This window comes from Streptomyces sp. 891-h (genome assembly GCF_022760275.1).
In the GTDB taxonomy this organism is placed as follows: Bacteria; Actinomycetota; Actinomycetes; order Streptomycetales; family Streptomycetaceae; genus Streptomyces; species Streptomyces spirodelae.
The window spans coordinates 4,272,449-4,293,708 of sequence record NZ_CP050693.1; the positions used below are offsets into that span (position 1 = coordinate 4,272,449).

Annotated in this window: 19 protein-coding genes; 11 read left to right on the forward strand and 8 right to left on the reverse strand. The window is 72.0% G+C overall.

Annotated elements, in window-relative coordinates; genetic code table 11:
* Positions 1–49 precede the first annotated feature (49 nt).
* Together HC362_RS18705 and HC362_RS18710 are read right to left on the reverse strand one after the other, a co-directional pair.
* Positions 50–1,066 (reverse strand): zf-HC2 domain-containing protein, encoded by a 1,017-nt coding sequence (locus HC362_RS18705; protein ID WP_243085097.1) that lies wholly within the window; start codon positions 1,064–1,066, stop codon positions 50–52.
* Positions 1,063–1,635 carry a sigma-70 family RNA polymerase sigma factor gene (locus HC362_RS18710; RefSeq protein ID WP_243085099.1) on the reverse strand — a complete coding sequence of 191 codons (573 nt, stop codon included), beginning with the start codon at positions 1,633–1,635 and terminating at the stop codon, positions 1,063–1,065. Before HC362_RS18710 ends, HC362_RS18705 begins: the two co-directional genes overlap by 4 nt.
* Before the next feature lie 389 nt (positions 1,636–2,024).
* Here HC362_RS18710 and HC362_RS18715 point away from each other — a divergent pair, with 389 nt between their 5' ends.
* Positions 2,025–2,405, forward strand: a complete 381-nt coding sequence (locus HC362_RS18715) for an STAS domain-containing protein (protein ID WP_209265390.1) — start codon at positions 2,025–2,027, stop codon at positions 2,403–2,405.
* 18 nt (positions 2,406–2,423) lie between these two features.
* Here HC362_RS18715 and HC362_RS18720 read toward each other — a convergent pair whose 3' ends face one another.
* Complete coding sequence (locus HC362_RS18720; RefSeq protein WP_243085100.1) at positions 2,424–4,022, reverse strand: AMP-binding protein; 1,599 nt, start codon at positions 4,020–4,022, stop codon at positions 2,424–2,426.
* Between the two features lie 194 nt (positions 4,023–4,216).
* On the opposite strand from HC362_RS18720, the gene HC362_RS18725 reads away from it, so the two are divergent.
* From HC362_RS18725 to HC362_RS18740, 4 genes are all read left to right on the forward strand, one after another.
* Positions 4,217–5,407 (forward strand): amidohydrolase family protein, encoded by a 1,191-nt coding sequence (locus HC362_RS18725; RefSeq protein ID WP_243085102.1) that lies wholly within the window; start codon positions 4,217–4,219, stop codon positions 5,405–5,407.
* A gap of 10 nt (positions 5,408–5,417) precedes the next feature.
* Complete coding sequence (locus HC362_RS18730) at positions 5,418–6,587, forward strand: acyl-CoA dehydrogenase family protein (protein ID WP_243085104.1); 1,170 nt, start codon at positions 5,418–5,420, stop codon at positions 6,585–6,587.
* Positions 6,588–6,595: 8 nt separating this feature from the next.
* Positions 6,596–7,693, forward strand: a complete 1,098-nt coding sequence (locus HC362_RS18735) for an acyl-CoA dehydrogenase family protein (protein ID WP_243088688.1) — start codon at positions 6,596–6,598, stop codon at positions 7,691–7,693.
* 428 nt (positions 7,694–8,121) lie between these two features.
* Positions 8,122–8,706 carry an ATP-binding protein gene (locus HC362_RS18740; protein WP_243085105.1) on the forward strand — a complete coding sequence of 195 codons (585 nt, stop codon included), beginning with the start codon at positions 8,122–8,124 and terminating at the stop codon, positions 8,704–8,706.
* A 339-nt stretch (positions 8,707–9,045) separates the two neighbouring features.
* Here the strand turns inward: HC362_RS18740 and HC362_RS18745 are convergent, their stop codons facing one another.
* A complete protein-coding gene (locus tag HC362_RS18745; RefSeq protein WP_243085107.1) occupies positions 9,046–9,981 on the reverse strand; it encodes a cyclase family protein in 936 nt (311 codons plus the stop codon).
* 113 nt (positions 9,982–10,094) lie between these two features.
* On the opposite strand from HC362_RS18745, the gene HC362_RS18750 reads away from it, so the two are divergent.
* The 4 genes from HC362_RS18750 to HC362_RS18765 all read left to right on the forward strand — a co-directional run bounded on the left by HC362_RS18750 (position 10,095) and on the right by HC362_RS18765 (position 15,097).
* A complete protein-coding gene (locus HC362_RS18750; RefSeq protein WP_243085109.1) occupies positions 10,095–11,006 on the forward strand; it encodes an SDR family oxidoreductase in 912 nt (303 codons plus the stop codon).
* Between the two features lie 58 nt (positions 11,007–11,064).
* The gene (locus tag HC362_RS18755) at positions 11,065–12,366 is read left to right on the forward strand and encodes an acyl-CoA dehydrogenase family protein (RefSeq protein ID WP_243085110.1); all 1,302 of its coding nucleotides are present in this window, start codon (positions 11,065–11,067) and stop codon (positions 12,364–12,366) included.
* Positions 12,367–12,407: 41 nt separating this feature from the next.
* On the forward strand, positions 12,408–13,886 hold the full coding sequence (locus tag HC362_RS18760) for an aldehyde dehydrogenase family protein (protein ID WP_243088689.1): 1,479 nt from the start codon (positions 12,408–12,410) through the stop codon (positions 13,884–13,886).
* A 128-nt stretch (positions 13,887–14,014) separates the two neighbouring features.
* The gene (locus HC362_RS18765) at positions 14,015–15,097 is read left to right on the forward strand and encodes an alcohol dehydrogenase catalytic domain-containing protein (protein ID WP_243085112.1); all 1,083 of its coding nucleotides are present in this window, start codon (positions 14,015–14,017) and stop codon (positions 15,095–15,097) included.
* 82 nt (positions 15,098–15,179) lie between these two features.
* Here HC362_RS18765 and HC362_RS18770 read toward each other — a convergent pair whose 3' ends face one another.
* A complete protein-coding gene (locus tag HC362_RS18770) occupies positions 15,180–16,214 on the reverse strand; it encodes a helix-turn-helix domain-containing protein (RefSeq protein ID WP_243085114.1) in 1,035 nt (344 codons plus the stop codon).
* Entirely contained in the window at positions 16,211–17,245 is a 1,035-nt protein-coding gene (locus HC362_RS18775) for a helix-turn-helix domain-containing protein (protein ID WP_243085115.1), read from the reverse strand. Before HC362_RS18775 ends, HC362_RS18770 begins: the two co-directional genes overlap by 4 nt.
* A gap of 206 nt (positions 17,246–17,451) precedes the next feature.
* Between HC362_RS18775 and HC362_RS18780 the strand changes: the two genes are divergently transcribed.
* Positions 17,452–18,711, forward strand: a complete 1,260-nt coding sequence (locus HC362_RS18780; protein WP_243085117.1) for an MFS transporter — start codon at positions 17,452–17,454, stop codon at positions 18,709–18,711.
* Positions 18,712–18,818: 107 nt separating this feature from the next.
* Positions 18,819–19,589 carry an NAD(P)H-dependent oxidoreductase gene (locus tag HC362_RS18785; protein ID WP_243085118.1) on the forward strand — a complete coding sequence of 257 codons (771 nt, stop codon included), beginning with the start codon at positions 18,819–18,821 and terminating at the stop codon, positions 19,587–19,589.
* A 33-nt stretch (positions 19,590–19,622) separates the two neighbouring features.
* Here the strand turns inward: HC362_RS18785 and HC362_RS18790 are convergent, their stop codons facing one another.
* Positions 19,623–20,303: a flavin reductase family protein gene (locus HC362_RS18790; RefSeq protein WP_243085120.1), complete on the reverse strand. Its 681-nt coding sequence runs from the start codon at positions 20,301–20,303 to the stop codon at positions 19,623–19,625.
* 101 nt (positions 20,304–20,404) lie between these two features.
* A complete protein-coding gene (locus HC362_RS18795) occupies positions 20,405–21,205 on the reverse strand; it encodes an enoyl-CoA hydratase-related protein (RefSeq protein WP_243088691.1) in 801 nt (266 codons plus the stop codon).
* Positions 21,206–21,260 lie beyond the last annotated feature (55 nt).

Below are 21,260 nucleotides of genomic sequence, written 5' to 3' on the forward strand. Positions count from 1 at the left end.
CCCGCCTTTGGGCCCGAGGGCCGTCCGCCCCCGGGCCCCGCACGTTCGGCTACAGCCGCGACAGCGAAGCGGTCGCGTAGAGGACGTCCTGGATGGCCTGCGGGTCACCGTCGTGCCCGGCGGCAGCCTCCAGCGGCTGCACATGGCCCGCCGCGAGCTGGCAGAACTCCAGGCCGTCCAGCGCGATATGGGCGACCTTGCCCTCCGGTGAGGCACGGCTGCCCGGGGAGTCGAGCGGGATGTACCAGTCGCCGCCTCCGTCGCCCTCGACCTCCAGATGCAGGGTGCGGCCGGGCGCGCCTGCCGTGGCCAGACCGCGGAACGGGGGCGCGAGCCCCGTGCGGCGCCGCGCCGCCAGCGCGCCGGGCAGCTGCCGCGCTGCGAGATCGACCAGCAGGTTGAGATGCGCCGGACCAGGCGGCCCGTACGGGTAGTCGACGGCTTCCGCGATGTCCTCGGCGTGCATCCAGCACTCGAAAGCGCGGTCGAGGAACGCGTCGCGCAGCGGCAGCGAGAAGTTGCCGTAGGAGACGAGCCGGCCGCGCGCTGTGCCCTCGCCGGTGCCGCCTTCGCCGGGGCCGCCCTCGTGGTCTGCTTCGTCCTGAGCGGCGAGGAACGACACGTCGCGGATCATGGCGTGGCTCTGCTCCCGCCACGGCTCGCGGGCTGCCGGGCTCTGGTGCCGAGCCTCGCCCAGCGACCAGTAGGCCTCCGTACGGCTCTGCGGTCCCGCGTCGGTACCGGTCGGGAGGGCGTCGGCCGGCAGCGGGTCGGGCAGCCCGACGGCGTCGCGCAGCCGCAGCGCTTCCTCCGCGCAGGGCGCGCAGTCGGTCAGATGCGCCTCGACGGCGGCGGTCTCCTCAGGGGAGCAGGCGGCGAGGGCCCAGGCGCCGAGCAGCGAGGTGAGGACCCGGTGATCCTTTAGTTCGCCTTCCGGCGCTGCTTCGGCGGTGCCGATGGCCGGGGAGGGCCGGCCGCGCGTCTGCCGCCCGGCGGGCTGCCCAGGGCCAGGGCCGGCGCCGGCGCCAGGGCCCGAAGGTGTCGGGGGTGTCGGTGGCGTACTCATGGCCGGGACTCCGCGCCGGATCGGGTCATGGCGGGCTGTGTCATGGCGGAGGAGAGGAGTTGGAGCCCCAGCCGCAGCCGGCGGCGGGCCTCGTCCTCGGTGACGCCCAGCGTGCGGGCTGTCTGCCGGTAGTCGTGGCGCTCGAAATACGCCAGTTCGAGGGCGGCGCGCAGGGAGGACGGCATGGAGGTGACGATGTAGTCCGCACGCGCCGCCGTGGCAGCCGTGCGGACCTGCTCCTCGAACCGCTCGGCCTGCTCCGGTGAACACGGGCCGGCGCTGCGCTGCTGGCTGCGCAGCCTGCCGGTCGCGATCTGCTGGGTCAGTGCCGCTATCCAGGACCGCATGGGGCCCTCACGCGGGTCGAAGCTGTGCGGGTTCTCCCAGATGTGCGCGAAGACGTCCCGGGTGGCGCTGTCGGCCGCCTCCTCGTCGTCCAGCACCCGGTGGGCGAGGCCGTGCACAAGCGACGCGAAGCGGTCGTAGAGCTCGCCCAGCGCCGCCGCCTCGCCGCGCGCGAGCCGCTGCTGCATCTTCCGGTCCCAGCGCGGTGGTGTGTCGTTCGCCATGGTGGCCCCCAGCCCTCGGTTCCGCCGTCCGCCTCCGGCCCGCCCCGTCGGTGCCGTTTGCGGCGGTCCCTTCCGCCTCTTGTGATGCCCGTCAACGCCTCGAATGTAGTGCGAGCCACTGACTGCGCACGCCCCTTTCGCGGCAACGTGCGCCCCGGGATGGTTGCCGAGGGTGCAGTTTCCGTCACGGAGTGCTTGGGTCGGGCGGGAACGCGGGGGCGTAAGGGGCGGATGCTGCCGAGCGTTATGGGGGCGTGACCACAAGTTCTCGCCGGTTCCCCTGGGTAATACCGCCGGACCGCTTAGGGTCGATTCCCTGGGACCAGTTTTGGAGGGGTGGGCCAGGGCAGCCGACTGCTGTAGGGCGATCGACGAAGGGGTTGCGGGGAGTGTCGTTGAAGGTGCTGGAGGAGGAGCGGGGCGGGTGGGCCGTGCTCCGGGTCTCCGGTGAGCTGGACCTGGTCACCTCACCCGCGGTGCGGCAGCATGTGCACGACGCTGTGGCGGAGGGGCGCAGAAGCCTGGTGCTCGATCTGTCCGACGTCATGTTCTGCGATTCCAGCGGAGTGGGCGTCCTGATCGCCTCGCGAAGGCTGATGCGGTCCTGCGCGGGGCGGCTGCGGCTGATCCTGCCCGCACGCGGTGCCGAGGACGGCTCGCATGTGAACAGGGTGCTCTCGGCGCTGGGGGTGCGGCGGCTCTTCGACTGCTACCCGGACCTGGCCGCCGCCACCGAAGCGCACACCCCCGCGGGCCCGCTCACGGCGTGAGCCCGGGGCGCGGGAAAGTCAGCCGAATCGCTCCCGCAGCTTGTACTTGAGGACCTTGCGCAGGGTGCCGTTGCGCGGCAGCGCCTCCACCACCTCCAACTGCTCGGGCAGTTTGTAGGTGGCCAGCCCCTCCTCCCGCAGATACGCGGTCAGTTCCGAGAGCGTGAGCCGTCCCGCCCCGGGCGGCTGCTCGACGACGGCGCAGACCCGCTCCCCCCGCTCCGGGTCGGGCAGCCCGATCACGGCCGCGTCGGCGACCGCCGGGTGTTCGTAGAGAAGCTGCTCGATCTCCTTGGCCGAGATGTTCTCGCCTTTGCGGATGATGATGTCCTTCGTCCGGCCCGTGAGCACCAGATGTCCGCTCTCCAGCAGGCGCCCCAGATCGCCGGTGCGCAGAAAGCCGTCCGCGTCGAAGGCCTCGGCCGTCCGGTCCGGATCCAGATAGCCCTGGCACACCGCCTCGCCCCGCAGCCTGACCTCTCCCTCGTGCCCCGGCGGCAGCGGCTCGCCGTCCGGTGTGGTGATCCGGATCTCCATCCCCGGCGGCGGACGTCCCTCGGTGGTGGCCAACTGCTCCGGTGTGTCGTCGGGAGCGCCCATCGTGATCATCGGTGCCTCGGTCATGCCGTAGCCATGGGCGAGCTGACAGCCCAACTCCGCGACCACCTCGTGGTAGAGCTCGGGGGGCTTGGGCGCGCCGCCGCCGACGAGCAACCGCAGGGCGGGAAGGAGTCTGCTGTGCGGCTGCTTGCGCTGTTCGGCCAGGAACATCGAGTAGAACGCCGTCGAGCCGCCCGCCGTCGTCACTTTGTGGCGCCGGTAGCCCGCCAGTGCGCCCGGCATCGCGAACTTCTCGAACAGTACGGCGGGAAACCCGTACAGCAGCAGCATCACCAGATAGTCGGGACCGCCGATGTGCGCGTAGGGGAAGGCGATCGACCCCACGTCGTCGGGGCGGAGCCGCAGCGCGTGGGCCAGACAGGAGCCGCCCGCGATCAGGCTGCGGTCGGTGTGGCGTACGCCGCGCGGCTCGGAGGTGGTGCCCGAGGTCCAGTAGATCCAGCGCACAGCGGTGCCGTCGGCGGGCGGCGGTGGCAGCGCTGACGGTGGACCGGGTGGGGCCTCGGGGAGGGTGTCGTACGCGGTGAACGCGCGCGGGGCGAGCCCGTACTGCCGGTTGATCCGCTCGGCCAGTGCGGCGTAGTCGGTGCCGTGCCACCGGCCGGGGTGTGTGTACCAGTCGGCGCCGGTCGCCCGCAGCGCGAGAGCGACCTCGCGCTCCCGGTGCCCGGGGATGAGCGGCGTCTGCCGTACGCCGAGCCGGGCCAGGGCGAGGGAGAGCACAACGGTCTCGATGCGGGTGGGCAGTTGCCAGGCCACTGTCTGTCCGGGGCGCACTCCCTGCGCGTACAGCCCGGCAGCTGTGCGTTCGGCGCGGGTGCGCAACTGGCCGAACGTGAGGGAGCGGTCGTCAACCGGGTTGTCGGCTGCCTGGATGAGCGCGGGAACGTCCGGGGTGAGCTCCGCCCGGCGGGTGACCAGGTTCCACAGGGTGCGCGAGTTGCCGAGTTCGTATGCGACAGCGGTCGTGCCGGCCGCGTGGTCTTGGGTGGACATGGCGCTCCCTTGGATGCCTGCTGTCGGCCGTGCCGGAGGAGTTGAGCTGACGGGGCTGACCTGACGGGCCGTCAGGTTGTGCGGGAAGCGTAGGAGGCGACGGCTTGTCGGTCCAGAGGTGCGGGGCTAGCCTCTACCTGACGGGTCATCAGATAAGGCAGTGAGCAGGCCGGTATGGCGAGGGGGCCACTCCCGTGACCGAACTACCGCGCATCATCAGCGTCGACGACCATGTGATCGAACCCGCGCACCTCTTCGACACCTGGCTGCCCGCCAAGTACCGGGATCGCGGCCCCAAGCCGCTCACCGCCGGCATCGGGGAGCTCGAGTACGTCGGCGGCAGATACCGGATCACCATGGACCCCGACGGGCCACCGGCCGACTGGTGGATCTACGAGGACCTGAAGTTCCCCTACAAGCGCAACATCGCCGCCGTCGGCTTCGACCGCGACGAGATGACCCTGGAGGGCATCACCCGCGAGGAGATGCGGCCCGGCTGCTGGGACCCGGCCGAACGCCTCAAGGACATGGACCTCAACCATGTCGAGGCATCCCTGTGCTTTCCCACCTTCCCCCGCTTCTGCGGGCAGACCTTCGCCGAGGCGCACGACAAGGAGGTCGCGCTGGCCTGCGTACGCGCCTACAACGACTGGATGGTCGAGGAGTGGTGCGGCGACTCCGGCGGCCGGCTCGTCCCGCTCTGCCTCATCCCGCTGTGGGACATCGACCTGGCCGTCGCCGAGATACGCCGCAACGCCGCGCGCGGGGTGCGCGCTGTCACCTTCAGCGAGATCCCCGCACATCTGGGGCTCCCCAGCATCCACAGCGGCTACTGGGACCCGTTCTTCGCCGTCTGCGAGGAGACCGGCACCGTCGTCAACATGCACATCGGGTCCTCCTCCCAGATGCCCGCCGCCTCCCCCGACGCGCCCCCGGCCGTCCAGGCGTCGCTCTCCTTCAACAACGCCATGGCCTCCATGACGGACTTCCTCTTCAGTGGCGTGCTGGTCAGACATCCGCGGCTGAAGCTCGCCTACAGCGAGGGCCAGATGGGCTGGATCCCGTACGCACTGGAGCGCGCCGACGACGTGTGGGAAGAGCACCGTGCCTGGGGCGGCGTCCGCGACCTGATCCCCGAGCCGCCCTCCACCTACTACTACCGGCAGATCTTCTGCTGCTTCTTCCGCGACAAACACGGCGTCACCGCGCTGGACGCGGTCGGCAGGGACAACGCCACCTTCGAGACCGACTACCCGCACGTCGACTCCACCTTCCCGCACACCAAACAAGTCGCACTGGAACACGTACAGGGGCTGGACCAGGAGACCGTCCACAAGCTGATGCGGGGCAACGCCATCCGGATGCTCGAACTCGACCTGGTGTGAGCCGGCAGCGATGCGGCTCGCGTACACGGAGGAGGAAGAGGAGTTCCGGGCGCGGCTGCGCACCTGGCTCGCCGAGGTGCTGCCCACCCTGCCGCCCCGGCCCGACCCGCTGGACTGGCAGGGCCGCCGCGCCTACGACATGGACTGGCAGCGCCGGCTGTACGACGCCGGATACGCGGGTCTGCACTGGCCGAAGGACGCGGGCGGCCAGGGCGCGACACCCACCCAGCACCTGATCTTCCTCGAGGAGACGGAGGCGGCCGGGGCCCCGTATGTGGGAGCCGGATTCGTCGGGCTGCTGCACGCCGGACCGACGATCGCAGCCGAGGGCAGCCCGGGGCAGCGCGCCCGCTGGCTGCCGCCGATCCTGCGTGGCGAGGAGGTGTGGTGCCAGGGGTTCTCCGAACCGGACGCCGGCTCGGACCTGGCCCGCCTGCGCACCCGCGCGGTACGCGACGGTGACACCTATGTGGTGACCGGCAGCAAGATCTGGACCTCCCACGCCGAGGTCGCCGACTGGTGCGAACTGCTCGTCCGTACCGACCCGGAAGCCCCCCGGCACCAGGGCATCACGTGGCTCGCGCTGCCCATGGACGCGCCCGGCGTCACCGTACGGCCGCTGCGCACACTGGCCGGCTCGCACGAGTTCGCCGAGGTCTTCCTGGACGAGGTGCGGGTGCCCGTCGACAACCGGGTCGGCGCGGAGAACGACGGCTGGCGCGTCACCATGGTGACCCTCTCCTTCGAGCGGGGCACGGCGTTCGTCGGCGAGGTCGTCGCCTGCCGCCGCACCCTGCGGCTGCTCGCCCGCCGTGCGCGGCAGAACGGCCGCTGGGACGATGCGGCAGTGCGCCGTCGGCTGGGCCGGCTGAACGCGGAATTCGGGGCACTGTGGCGACTCATCCAGTGGAACGTCAGCGAGGCCGCACACGGGCTGCGCCAAGGCGGCACAGGCGTACCCGGAGCGGGCGGCTCGGTCTTCAAGCTGCGCTACTCGCAGGCGCGGCAGGAACTGTACGACGCGGCGGCAGCGGTGCTGGGCCCCGCCGCGCTGGACCTGGCGGAGGCGTGGGCACTGGAGCGGCTCTCGTCCCTCTCGTACACCATCGCCGCCGGCACGTCGCAGATCCAGCACACCATCGTCGCCGAGCGCATCCTCGGCCTCCCGAAGGGACGGTGACGGCGCGAATGGACTTCCGGCTGACGGAGGACCAGAGGGCGTTGCGCGACGGTATGCGGCAACTGCTGCGAGCACGGTTCGACCGGGAGGCGTTGCGGGACGCGGTCGATGATGCGGCGGTGGGTGGCAGGGCGGCTGCGGTGGACGGCGCGGCGGTCGGCGGTGGCGCGGCTGGGCAGGTCGACGGGCACGCGGAAGGCGCGGCGTTCGACATCGGCCTGTGGCGCGAGTTGGGAAAGGCGGGACTGTTCGCACTGCGCGCGCCGCAGAGCGCGGGAGGCCTCGGTCTGGGCCTGCCGGAGGCGGTGCTGCTCTTCGAGGAGGCGGGACGGGCGCTGCTGCCCGGCCCCCTGGTCGCCAGCCACCTCGCGGGCAGTGCGGGGCTGGTGGCGGGGGCCGAGGACGGCACGGCTGTGGTGACGGCCGTGGAGGGCACGGGCTGCACGGGCTCGTGCGGCGGTCCGACGCCGCCGGTCGCGCACCTGGCGGCGGCGGACGCCGTGCTGGTGCTCGAGGAGGGGCACACGGTGCGGGTGCTGTCCCCTGGTGAGCTGGCGGCGCGCCCGATGCGTTCCCTGGACCCGCTCACCCCGCTGCACCGGGTGCACGGCCCGCGTGAGAGCGAAGCCCCGGGGGCGTGGCCGGCGCGGGGCACCGGGAGGGAGCAGGCCGTGGACGCGGCGGTGTTGCTGCGGGAGGCGGTGCTGCTCACCGCGGCGCTCCAGCTCGGGAGCGCCTGCCGCACGTTGGAGATGGCGGTCGGGTACGCGCGGCAGCGCGAGCAGTTCGGCCGTCCGATCGGTGCGTTCCAGGCGGTGCAGCATCTGTGCGCCGGGATGCTGGTCCGTTCGGAAACGGCCAGAAGTGTGGTTTACGCGGCGGCCGTCACTGCGGACGAGGACGAGACCAGCGCGGCGAAGCTCCTCGCCGACGCGGCAGCCGTGGGCAATGCACGCGACTGTCTCCAGGTGCACGGCGGGGTGGGCTTCACCTGGGAGGCCGATGTCCATCTGCACCTGAAACGCGCGTGGTTGCGTGCCGAGCAGTGGCGAACCGCTGTGACGGCTGAGGAGCGATTGGCCTCAGCGCTGCTGTGCCCCATATGAGAGTGAACCGCGGATTCATCCGGGAAATTCATTGAGAGCGATTACGCTGCGTTATGGGCGCCTTGTATCCATCCAGTGACGACCGCGAGCGGAAGATCGGATTCCACTCCGGTACGCTCCCTGGGCGCGAGTGCGGCGGCCCCGGTGGCGGCGGGCCGCCGGACGGAAGGCGCGGGTTGGGTCGCCAGCCGACGACGGCCCCGAAGGCCAAGGAACAAAAGGATGTCCACGAGTTTCAGGGCGGGTCGTTCGAGTCCCTGCGCTCGGCGTCGCACAGTATGCCGTGCGTCTACTCCTTTGCGCCGGAATATGCCTGAAGCGCTTGTTGGCATCACTATGAGTCAACCATGCTGTTCTCACTGGAGTCACAATCCGTGACTACATGGAGACGCGAGGCGATGTGTCCGCCAGTTCGGATGGTGTGAGCGGTGCAGGTGCTTCTGGAGCAGTTGGAGATCGGATCCGATCCGACGGAGGTGGGGCGCGCCCGGAGGTGGGCCAGGGCCCGGCTGGCGGGAGCCGGAGTGGACGCCGACGAGTCCCTTGCCGAGACGCTGATTCTGCTGATCTCGGAACTCGTCACCAACGCGGTGGTGCACACCGGCTGTCCGGCCGTGTTGTGCATGCTGCTGCCCCGGCGGTGCGGCGGTGGTGCGGCGCACGAGGCGGCAGGCTCGGTGCGGGTGGAGGTCGCGGATGCGAGCAGCCGTGCGCCACGCCGCCGTCAGGCGGAGGGTGAGGACACCGGTGGGCGCGGTCTCGAACTCGTCTCGGGGCTCGCGGACCGCTGGGGCTGGGAGCACGAGCCGGGCGGCAAGCGGGTGTGGTGCGAACTGGACACGGCGCCGCTGGCGACCGCGGGTTCGGCACCGGCCGTCGGCCGCGAGGCGGGCGGCGGGCGCGCCGAGGGCCGTGCGAACGGTGAAGTGCGCCCGAACGGCGAGGTGCACGCCGGTGCGAACGCGCGTGCGCGAGTCAACGTCGCGGGGGCCGGTGCTGGCGCGTTCGGTTGAACATGCGCCGGGATAAAACGGGCAAAGCCGCCAAAGTCCAGACCAGGTGTTGACGTCTCGTATCGGCTTGATCACCCTTGGGTGGAGCGATTCGTCGTGAGGGGACGTCGAGGTACCTGGGGTTCCTCGACGAGTACGGGTCGTGGTCCGGCGCCAACCTCCGTCCGAGGGCAGGGCCCCGAGCGCCGGAGTCGGGTGGCGGTACGCCGTGCCGTGCTCGGGGCGCGCAAGGGCGCACCGCCACCCGTCCTGCCCGCAGTACCGGTCTCGCCTGTCACACCCGTCCTGCCCGCAGCACCCGTCCTACCCGTAACGCGGCGCTCCGGAGCCCCGCCCGGCTCACAGCACCGCCACCGGAGCCACCGGGGCGCCCGTGCCGCCGGTGAAGGGCTCAGGCTGGGCCGTCAGCAAGAAGGCGTAGCGGCCCTCGTCGGCGCAGGCCGCGGAGAGCTCCTCCAGGTTCCAGTTCTGGCCCTGGAGCATCCCCATCTCCACCAGGTGCAGGGCGTGCACGGGAAGCCACAGGCCCTCGATCTCGGGCGGCACGATCTCGAAGGTGAGGGTGTCGTTGGCCACGGCCGCCACGTCCCGCGCGTGGAACCAGGCGGGGGTGCGCAGCGACAGTCCGGGCGAGGGGTGGGCGTAACCGTGCTTGTCGCCGGCCAGATAGCGGCGCAGCTGTCCCGTACGGACGAGCACGATGTCACCGGCCCGTACGTGGGTGCCCGCGAACTCCTCGGCCGCATCGAGATCTTCCGGTGTGACCGCGTGGCCGCCCGCCAGTTGGTCAACGCCCCGGGCGCGCGCCACATCGAGCAGCACGCCACGGGAGACGACGGGACCGCTCTTCTCGATTCCGCTGAACGCCGCGCCGCCGTGTGCGGTGACGGTGTCGGCGGGGCGGCCGTTGTAGATCCGCCCCCCGTGCGAGACATGGGGGAGACCGTCCCAGTGGGTGGCGGCCTGCAGGCCCATGGTGACGGCGTCGTCGCTGGTGGCGACCGTGCCGGGGCCGAACATCTCCAGGTTGAGCGCGACCATCGTGTGCAGCGGGTTCACCCGGCCGGGGATCAACCCGGTCTGCACCCCGTCCTGCTGGAGCGGCAGCGCGAGCGCGAGGCGGCGGCCGCTGCGGACGGTGGCCACCGCCCGGCGCACCACCTCGTCGGTGACGAGGTTGAGCGTGCCGGTCTCGTCCCCCGCGCCCCAGCGGCCCCAGTTGTTGACGCGAGCGGCGATCTCGGCGAACTCGGGGCACTGTGCCGGAACGGTCATCTGTCCTCCCGGGAACGTCGGGCGGCGTGGCCCGGTCGCACGGGGTCTTGTGCTCGGCGGGCGCCTGCCCAAGAATCTAACGGGTCGTCAGATTTGGCGGGAGGGGGCAGGACGTGGGGAACTTCTTGGCCGGAAAGGTCGTCGCCGTCACCGGGGCCGGCCGGGGCATCGGCCGCGCGGTGGCGCTGGCCTGCGCCGACGAGGGGGCCAAGGTCGTCGTCAACGACTACGGCGTCTCGGTGGACGGCGGCGAACCGCGCAGCGAGATAGCCGAGGCCGTGGTCGAGGAGATCGCGGCAGCGGGCGGCCAGGCCGTCCCGGTCGCCGACGACGTCTCCACCATGGAGGGCGGACAGCGCGTCGTGGGCACCGCGCTCGACAGCTTCGGCCGCCTCGACGGGGCCGTCTGCGTGGCCGGAATCCTGCGCGAACGCATGCTCTTCAACATGACCGAGGACGAGTGGGACCCGGTCGTCGCCACCCACCTCAAGGGGACCTTCACCGTCTTCCGCGCCGCGAGCGCCGTCATGCGCACCCAACGCGGCGGCGCCCTGATCGGCTTCACCAGCGGCAACCACCAGGGCTCCGTCTCCCAGGCCAACTACGCGGCGGCCAAGGGCGGCGTCATCTCCCTCGTCCGCAGCGCGGCACTCGGCCTGCACAAGTACGGCGTCACCGCCAACGCCGTCGCCCCCGTGGCCCGCACCCGGATGTCCGCCAACGTCCCCGTGGAACTGACCGAGATCGGCGAGCCCGAGGACGTCGCACCCCTCGTCGTCTACCTGCTGAGCGACCACGCACGACAGCAGGAGATCACCGGACAGGTCTACACCGTCGCCGGGCCCAAGATCGCCGTATGGGCGCAGCCCCGCGAGCTGCGGGCCGCCTACGCCGATGGCTCCTGGACCCCGCAGCAACTCGCCGACCACCTGCCCGGCACGGTCGGCCAGGACCCGATGCCCCTGCTGGAGCGGCTCAAGGAGATGGCCGAGGCCGCAGCCCGCAAGGACCGCCCCAACGCGTGAGCTGACACCAGGTGGTGGCGGGGACGGATACCGGCCCTGCCCGTGGAGAGGGGGACGAGTGGACTTCGGCTTCACCCGCGAGGACGAGGACTTCAGGGCGGAGGCCCGCCAGTGGCTCCACGACCACCTGGCCGGCGACTTCGCGGGCGCCACCGGAGCGGACGGGCCCGGGCACGAGCACCAGGCCACCGCCGTCCGCCGCCGCTGGGAGCGGGAGCTGGGCGCCGCCGGCTGGATCGGGATCGGCTGGGATCCCCGCCACGGCAGCTACGGCAACCGCACCGCCACCCTCACCCAGCAGGTCGTCTGGGCCGAGGAGTACGCCCGCGCGGGCGCCCCCGCCCGCGTCGGCCACATCGGCGAGAACCTGCTCGCCCCGACCCTGCTCGCCCATGGCACGGCCGAGCAGCGCCAACGCTTCCTGCCCGCCATCGCCCGGGGCGAAGAACTGTGGTGCCAGGGCTACAGCGAACCGAACGCCGGCTCCGACCTGGCCGCAGTGCGCACGACCGCCGTACGCACGAACGACGTACGCACGACCGCCGTACGCACCAGCGCCGCGTGCTCCTCCGGGACGGGCGACGGGGCCGGAGGCTACCGCGTCACCGGCCAGAAGATCTGGACCTCACTTGCCCACGAAGCGGACTGGTGCTTCGTCCTCGCCCGCACCGAGCAGGGCACGAGCGGACACCGGGGGCTCTCCTTCCTGTTGGTGCGGATGGACCAGCCGGGCCGCGTCGAAGTCCGTCCCATCCGGCAGATGTCGGGCACGGAGGACTTCAACGAGGTCTTCTTCGACGGCGCACTCGCCGAAGCCGGGCACCGCGTGGGCGCCGAGGGCGACGGCTGGCGGGTCGCCACCTCCCTGCTGGCCCTGGAGCGCGGGGTGTCAACGCTCGCCCAGCAGATCGGCTTCGCCGCCGAACTCGACCACGTACTCCGCCTCGCCCTGCGTACCGGTGCCGCCGCCGACCCGGTCCTCCGCGACCGACTCGTGCGGGCGTGGTCCCAGCTGCGAGTGATGCGCTGGAACGCACTGCGCACCCTCGGTGGCACCGGCACCGGCACCGGCACCGGCACCGGCAGTGGTGAGGCGGCGGTTGCCGGCGCGCCCAGCGTCGCCAAGCTGCTGTGGGGACGCTGGCATCAGCAGCTCGGTGAGCTGGCCGTGCTGGTGCGCGGGGCCCCGGCCGCCCTCGGCCCGCACGACTGGACGCCGCACCGGCCCTACGAACTCGACGCCCTCCAGCGCCTGTTCCTCTTCACCCGCGCCGACACCATCTACGGCGGCTCGGACGAGATCCAGCGCGACATCCTCGCCCAGCAGGTGCTGGGCCTGCCCAGAGAGGCACGCACGTGACGACGGAACCGAGCACCGCCGCGACGGCCTCCGCTCCGGATGTGCCGGGGCCGCCCAGGGCCTACCGGCACTGGATCGACGGCGACTGGCACCAGCCCGCGCGCGGCCACTACCCGGTCATCGACCCGGCCACCGAGCTGCTGGTCGGCGAGGCTCCCGAAGGGGGCGCCGCCGACGTGGACGCGGCCGTCCGCGCGGCACGCGCCGCCCAGGAGGCATGGGCCGTCACGGACCCGCGCGAGCGCTCCCGGGTGCTGGAGCGGATCGCCGAGTTGCTGATCGAGCGCGCCGGCGCACTCGTGCCGCTGCTGCAGGCCGAGACCGGCGCCACGCTCAAGGTCGCACGCGGTATGCAGCTGCCCACTGCTGCCGACCGCTTCCGGCGCTACGCGCGCGGCGCGCTCGAACCGGACACCGTGCCCCTGGCGCCGCAGCCCGTGGGGCCCAGTGCGCTGGCCCCCGGCGGACTGATCGGCGCCGCCGCCGTACGCCGTCCCGTCGGCGTGGTCGGGTGCATCACCTCCTACAACTTCCCCGTGGTCAACCTCGCGGGCAAGGTGGCGCCCGCGCTGGCCATGGGCAACGCCGTGGTCTGCAAGCCGGCGCCGCAGGACCCGCTGAGCTGCCTGGAGCTGGGCCCGCTGCTCCAGGAGGCGGGGCTGCCGGACGGGCTCTACAACGTCGTCACCGGGTCGGGCCCCGGGCCGGGTGAGGCCCTGGTGGCACACCCGGACGTCGACATGATCAGTTTCACTGGCTCCACCTCCGTGGGAAAGGAGATCGCTGGGAACGCGGGACGAGGGATGAAACGCACCCTGCTGGAACTGGGTGGAAAGGGTGCGGCGTTGGTGCTGGACGACGCGGTTGGCAGGGCCCGCGAGGCAGCACTGGGCTCGGTCACCTCGACCTGGGCGTTTCACAGCGGCCAGATCTGTACGGCACCGACGCGTGTGCTCGTTCACGACTCGCTCCACGACGAGTTCGTGACTGCGCTTTCACGGTACGCCTCCGCACTGACGCTCGGCCATCCCACGAACGAGCGAACCGTGGTCGGGCCGGTGATCTCCGCGGCCCAGCGCGACCGCGTCGAGGCGTATGTCGCCGGCGCCCGGGAGCAGGGCGCGACGGTGCTGGTGGGCGGCGAACGGCCCACTCGCCCGGCCACCGGCTTCTACGTCGCGCCGACCCTGATCACCGGCGTCACACCGGAGATGACCGTCGCCCGCGAGGAGCTGTTCGGCCCCGTGGTGGTCGTTCTCCCGTTCGCGGACGACGACGAGGCCGTACGCATCGCCAACAGCACCCCCTACGGCCTCTACGACTACGTCTTCAGCAGCGACACCGGCCGCGCCTGGCGGCTGGCGGGGCGGCTGCGCAGTGGCAACGTCGGCATCAACACCGTCCAGCGGCACCCGGAGACACCGTTCGGCGGCTTCAAGGAGTCCGGAGTCGGCCGGGACGGCGGCTCGTTCGGGCTGCACGCCTACAGCGAGCTCCAGTCGATCGTCTGGCCGTCGTGACAGGAGGGCCGTCGTGACAGGGGGCCGTCGTGATAGGCGAGGTGCCGTTGTGACGGGCGGGGGCCCGTCGTGTCCCACGACCAGCGGGGCACCGTCGTGACCAGTGGGGTGAGGGGAGCGGGAGTGGCATGAGAGGCGTGATCCTGGAAGGCGGAGAGGCCGAGGTCGTCGACGACCTGGTGGTCCGGGCGCCGGGCCCCGGCGAGGTGCTCGTGGGCATCCGCGCGGCCGGGCTGTGCCACAGTGACCTGTCCGTCATCGACGGAACGATCCCCTTCCCACGGCCGGTCGTGCTCGGCCACGAGGGCGCCGGGGTGGTCGAGGCCGTCGGTGAAGGCGTGGTGCATGTGGCGCCCGGAGACCACGTGGCGCTGTCCACCATCGCCAACTGCGGCGCGTGCCCCCAGTGCGCTCGAGGCCGCCCCACCATGTGCCCCCGGGCCATCGGCAGGCCCGAGCAGCCGTTCACCCGGGGCGGCGAGCCGTTGTACAATTTCGCCGCCAACTCGGCCTTCGCCGAGCGCACCGTGGTCAAGGCCGTCCAGTCCACCCCGGTCCCCGACGACATCCCCCTCACCTCAGCCGCGCTGATCGGCTGCGCCGTTCTCACCGGCGTCGGCGCCGTGCTCAACCGCGCCGAGGTCGGTCAGGGCGAGTCGGTGGTGGTGATCGGTGCCGGGGGCGTCGGGCTCAATGTGCTGCAGGGGGCCAGGCTCGCGGGCGCGTACCCCATCGTGGCGGTGGACGCCGACCCGGAGAAGGAAGCGGTAGCCCGACAGTTCGGCGCCACCCACTTCGTGGACGCCTCACGGAGGGACGGCGCAGGGGGAACAGTGGCCGCAGTCAAGGAGATCCTGCCCAGCGGCGCCGCGCACACCTTCGAGTGCGTCGGCAGCACCGCACTCGTACGGCAGGCCGTCGATCTCCTCGACCGGCACGGTCAGGCGGTGCTGCTGGGGATGCCACCGGCCGAAGCGGAGGCGGTTTTCCTGCCCGCAGCGCTGTTCCTGGACAAGTCCATCCTCGGCTGCCGCTACGGCTCCTCCCGGCCGCCCCGCGACATCGCGCTGTATGCGGACCTGTACCGGCAGGGGCGGCTGCTGCTGGACGAACTGGTCACCCGCACCTACCCGGTCGAGGAGTTCGCAGCGGCGGCCGACGACGCCCACCACGGCCGGGTGGCCCGCGCGGTGCTCACCTTTCAGGACTGACCAGCCGGGGCCTCGCGCCTCTCGCCTCGTCCCTTCGGGATGTGCGTCCCGCTGCCGGGGAGCCGAGGAGCAGCCCTTACCGCTAGGCAGCCGCGCTCTCCGCCTCCGCGCGGAACGTACGGCGGTAGGCGCGCGGGGAGACGCCCAGCGCCGCTTGGAAGTGCTGACGGAGGGAGGCAGCCGTGCCGAAGCCCGCCTGGGAGGCGATGCGTTCGACAGGAAGTGCGCTCTCCTCCAGCAGCTGACGGGCGCGTTCGATGCGCTGCTGATTGAGCCAGCGCAGCGGGGTGACGCCGACCTCTTCGCGGAAGCGGCGGGTGAAGGTGCGCACGCTCATCGACTCGCGCTCGGCGAGTTCGCGCAGGGTGAGGGGGCGGTCGAGGTGGCGCAGTGCCCAGGCGCGCGCTGCTCCGGTGGAGGAGACGCGCGGTTCGGGCACCGGGCGGCGGATGAACTGGGCCTGTCCGCCGTCCCGGTGCGGCGGTACGACAGTGCGCCGCGCCACCGCGTTGGCGACGGCAGCGCCGTGGTCACCCCGCACGATGTGCAGGCACAGGTCGATCCCGGCCGCCTCGCCCGCGGAGGTCAGCACGGAGCCCTCGTCCACGTAGAGCACATCGGGGTCGAGCCGGACGGCCGGATACAGGGCGCGGAAGCTGTCGGTGGACATCCAGTGCGTCGTCGCCCGCTTGCCGTCCAGCAGTCCGGCGGCGGCCAGTACGAAGGCGCCCGTGCAGATGGACGCGAGACGCGCTTCGGGGCGGATGCGGGCGAGCGCCTGGCGGAGCGGTTCGGGCAGGGTCCCTTCGGTCTCCGTCTGGTCCGGCTCATGGGTGGCCGGAACGACGACCGTGTCGGCCTCCCCCAGCGCTTCGGTGCCATGCGCGACATGGATGGGGAAATCGGCGTCCGTACGGACAGCTCCGGGGGTGACGGCACAGGTGACCACCTCGTACAGCGGCTCACCCTCCGGGGTGGCCGCCCGGCCGAACACCTGGTGCACCAGGCCGAGCTCCATCGGAATCACCCCGTGTCTGACCAGTACCGCGACCCGGTGCCGCCCTCGGCGGGTGAAAACCCTCGCTCCGGTGGTCGTGCGGTGCTCCTCCATGCTCATCTGCTCCCGTCCGTCGCCATACCGGTGCCGCTTCCGGTGTCTGCTGCCGCACCCGTGCGGAACGTACGGCGGTACGCGCTCGGTGAGACGCCCAGCGCTGCCTGGAAGTGCATCCGCAGTGTCGAAGCGGAGCCGAAGCCCGCCCGGGCGGCGATCCGGTCGATGGACAGATCGCTCTCCTCCAGCAGGTGACGGGCGCGCTCGACGCGCTGCTGAGTGAGCCACTGCTGTGGGCTCATCCCGACCTCTTCGCGGAAGCGGCGGGTGAAGGTGCGCACGCTCATCGACTCACACGCGGCGAGTTCGCGCAGGGTGAGGGGGCGGTCGAGGTGGCGCAGTGCCCAGGCGCGCGCCGCTCCGGTGGAGGAGACGCGCGGTTCGGGGACGGGACGGCGGATGAACTGGGCCTGCCCGCCGTCCCGGTGCGGCGGTACGACAGTGGTACGGGCGACCGCGTTGGCCACGGCAGCGCCGTGGTCCCGTCGGATCATGTGCAGACACAGATCGACGCCCGAGGCGATGCCCGCAGAGGTGAGGACGGAGCCCTCGTCGACGTAGAGCACGTCGGAGTCGAGCCGGACGCTCGGGAAGAGGCGCTGGAAGCGCTCGCTGGCGCGCCAGTGTGTTGTGGCCCGCTTGCCGTCCAGCAGTCCGGCGGCGGCCAGTACGAAGGCGCCCGTGCAGATGGACGCGACCCGGGTGCCGGGACGGATGCGGGCGAACGCCTCGGTCAGCCCGGGGTTCATCGCGCCACGGTCGTACGGCTCGTCCCTGTCGTGCGCGGCCGGGACGATCACGGTGTCCGCCTCGGCCAGCGCCTCGGTGCCGTGGTCCACATTGACGGTGAAGTCGCCCTCCGTGCGGATCGGGCCAGGGACGACCGCACAGGTGACGACCTCGTACAACCGCTCACCGGTGGCCGACCTCGCCCTGCCCATCAGGGCGTGCGGGATGCCCAGTTCGATCGGCAGCAGACCGTGCCGCACCAGGACGGCGACCTTGTGCAGTCCGGGGCGGGTGAAAACAGCCATGGCCCGATCCTCGCACATGGTGGCTCTCGGGCCACTCGATCGGCCCGTCACCGTCGCACAGGCTGGTCCGCGTGACTGAGACCCTCTCCCCGAGGCCGTCCGGGAAGGGCGGCGCCGACCCCGTTGAACCGCTGTCCGAACCACGCCCTGCCGGCTCGCTTTCGCCCGGTTCACCATCCGCCGGTTCGGCTCCTCACGGCTCGCGTGTGCACCGCGCCTGGTGGGTCGCCCTGGTGTGCTTCGTCGCGCTCGTGGGCGCCGCCGGTTTCCGGGCGACACCGAGCGTTTTCATCGACCCTCTGCACCGGGAGTTCGGCTGGTCGCACGGCACCATCTCGTTCGCCGTCGGGCTGAATGTGCTGCTGTACGGGCTCACCGCGCCGTTCGCCTCGGCGCTGATGGAGCGCTACGGCATACGCCAGGTCGTCACGGCGGCGCTGCTGTTGATCTCGGCGGGCAGCGGGCTGACCGTCTTCATGCACAGCGAGTGGCAACTGGTGCTCTGCTGGGGGCTGCTGGTGGGCGTCGGCTCGGGCTCCATGGCGCTCGCCTTCGCCGCCACAGTGGCCAACCGCTGGTTCGTCGCCAGGCGCGGCCTGGTCAGCGGCATCCTGACCGCCGGAAGCGCGACCGGGCAGCTGGTCTTCCTCCCCCTGGTTGCGCTGATGGTGGAGGGCCCGGGCTGGCGCACCGCCTCCCTGGTGGTGTGCGGTGCGGCACTCGCTGTGGTGCCGCTGGTGGTGTGGCTGCTGCGGGACCGCCCCGAGGACGTGGGGCTGCGTCCGTACGGTGCCGGTGCCGACTACGTGACCCCGCGCACTGATACGACGGGCGCGCTGCGGCGCACCCTGTCGGTGCTGCGCACGGCGGCCCGCACCCGGGTCTTCTGGCTGCTGGCCGGGACGTTCGCGATCTGCGGCGCCTCCTCCAACGGGCTGATGAGCACGCACTTCGTGCCTGCCGCACACGACCACGGGATGGCCGTTCCTGTCGCGGCTTCCCTGCTGGCCCTCATCGGGGTGCTGGACCTGGTGGGCACGGTCTGTTCCGGCTGGCTGACCGACCGGTTCGACGCGCGCAGGCTGCTGGCGGTCTACTACGGGCTGCGCGGGCTGTCCCTGCTGGTGCTGCCGCTGCTGTTCGCCGCGAGTGTGCAGCCGCCGATGCTCTTCTTCATCGTCTTCTACGGACTCGACTGGGTCGCCACCGTGCCGCCCACCATGGCGCTGTGCCGTGAGCACTTCGGCGCCGACGGTGCGGTCGTCTTCGGCTGGGTGCTCGCCTCGCACCAGGCCGGTGCCTCGCTGATCGCCTTCCTGGCGGGGCTCGTACGGGACGCCACCGGGTCGTACGACATGGCGTGGACCGGCACGGGCGTGCTGTGCGCCATGGCGGCACTGATGGCGCTGGTGGTGCAGCGCCGCACACAGCCGGAGGCGGGGGCACCGGCGCAGCAGGCGGAGTGAGCTGCGGCGGGGTTGAGCCGTGGCGGGGTGAGGCGTGGCCGGAATCTTTCACTAGCCGTCCATCCGGCCACTCGTTTCGGTGCTCACCCGGGCGCATGCTCAGTGGCATGAAGACGCTGTGGATTTTCGCCCACCCGGAAGCCCGCTCCCTGAACGCCGTACTGCGTGACACCGGAGTGGCCGCGCTGCGGGAAGGCGGCCATGAGGTGAGGGAGTCCGATCTGTACGCGATGGGCTGGAAGCCGGTCGTCGACGGTGCGGACTTCCCCGGCGGACAGCGGCCGGGGGAGCGGCTGCTGGTCGGGGACGCGCAGGAGGACGGCTACCTCACCGGCGGCCTCAGCCCGGACATCCGCGCCGAGCAGGAGAAGATCGAATGGGCCGACACCCTGGTCTTCCACTTCCCGCTGTGGTGGTTCGGGCCGCCCGCCATCCTCAAGGGCTGGTTCGACCGGGTGCTGGTGCAGGGCTTCGCGTTCGGAGTGCGGGACGAGGCCGGCCGCGTCCGGCGGTACGGGGACGGCGGGCTGGCCGGGAAGCGCGCCATGGTCGTCACCTCGGTCGGGGCACGGCGTTCCAGCTTCGGCCCGCGCGGTATCCACGGGTACGTCAACGACGTGCTCTTCCCGCTGCACCACGGCACGTTCTGGTACACGGGCATGGCGGCGCTGCCCCCGTTCGTCGTCTACGGCGCCGACCGCGCGACCGAGGCGGACGTCAAGGAGCGTCAGGAGGAGCTGCGGGAGAGGCTGCTCGGCCTGGACGCGCTCGCGCCGCTGCCCTTCCGGTACGAGGCGGGCGGCGACTACGACGCCGATCTGGTGCTGCGCCCGGAGCTGGCACCCGGCCGGACGGGACTGGAGGTGCACTCCGCGTGAGCGGGAGCGCCCCTTCCCGACGGTCGCCGGTGGTCAGCTGCCGGCGTCCAGGGGTGCGAAGGTGCCCAGCTGTCCCCGGTGGAATATCAGCGGCTCCTGCGCGTTCTCGGCGGTGTCCAGGGCGCGGACCCGGCCGACGACGATGAGATGGTCGCCGCCCGTGTGCACGGCGTGGATCTCGCAGTCGATCCACGCCGCCACGCCCTCCAGCAGTGGCGAGCCGGTGACCGGCGCGGGGGAGTAGGAGACCCCGGCGAACTTGTCGGCACCGCTCACCGCGAAGGCGCGGCACAGCTCGCCCTGGGAGGCCGTGAGGACGTTCACGCAGAAGACGCTGGCGCGGGCGATCCGGGGCCAACTCGTGGAGGCGCGGCCCACCATGAAGGAGATCAGCGGCGGCTCCAGCGAGAGGGAGGCGAACGACTGGCAGGCGAACCCGGCCGGGCTCTGCTCGCCTTCGGCCGCCGGAGCGGTGACCACGGTCACCCCGGAGGCGAAGCCGCCCAGTACGCGGCGGAAGTGGGCCGGGTCCACGGGGGCGCGTTCGTCCTCGCGCACGGCGCGCAGCTCGGGCCGGGGGAGCGCGCCGGGCTCCGCGGCCCGCTCGGTGCCGCGCCGGGTCTCCCGGGAGCCGCGCGTGGCGCGTGGCGACGGTGCGCCTGCGGCGCGCAGGTAGCGCACCGCGGTGGCTGCCATTCCAGCGTGTCCCATCATGGGTTCATTGCACCTGATGCTTCGTCAGATCGGAAGGTCCGGACTGTCCTGGTCACCGGGCCGCGCTCGGCGCTCGGCAACTCCAGCGTAACCATGGCGCTCTACCGTCCCTCGAAGCCGGGTTTGCGCCGCTCCGCGAAGGAGGCCACGCCCTCCCGCGCGTCCCTGGTGGCCATGTTGATCTCCTGCGCCCACGCCTCCGCCGCGAGCGCGGCCGCACGGTCCCCGTCCAGCGAGGAGTTGACCAGCCGCTTGGTGAGCGCCAGCGCACGGGTCGGCCCGGCCGCCAGCCGCCCGGCCCACTCCCGAGCCGTCCGCTCCAAGGTGTCGGCGGGCACCACCCGGTTGACCAGGCCGAGACGTTCGGCCTCGGACGCGGGCAGCCGGTCCCCGAAGAACATCAACTCCTTCGCCCGCTGCGGCCCCACCAGCCTGGGCAGCAGATAGGCGCCTCCGCCGTCCGGCACCAGGCCCCGGCGTACGAAGACCTCGGCGAACGACGCCTCCTCGGCGGCCAGCACCAGGTCGCAGGCGAGCGCGAGGTGGCAGCCGAGCCCCGCCGCTGTGCCGTTGACCGCCGCGAGCACCGGCTTCTCACAGTCCAGCACGGCCGTCACCAGCCGCTGCGCACCCCGTTCGAGCGTACGGGCCACATCGCCCGCCACCCGCTCCCCGCCGCCCGGGGCGCCTTTGAGGTCGGCACCCGCGCAGAACCCCCGGCCCCGCCCGGTGAGGACGACAGCCCTCACTCCCGGGCTCGCCGAGGCGTCGGCCAGCAGACCGATGAGGCGCTCGCGCTGCTCCAAGGTCAGCGCGTTCAGCGCGTGCGGGCGGTCGAGAGTGATCCACGACACGGCGTTGTCAGTGGCCTGCGCTACAACTTTTTCCAGGGACTCGTCCAGGACTTCCGGGGCCGTCAAGGGTGCCCCGGGGGACGGATCACGGGGGGAGGACGTC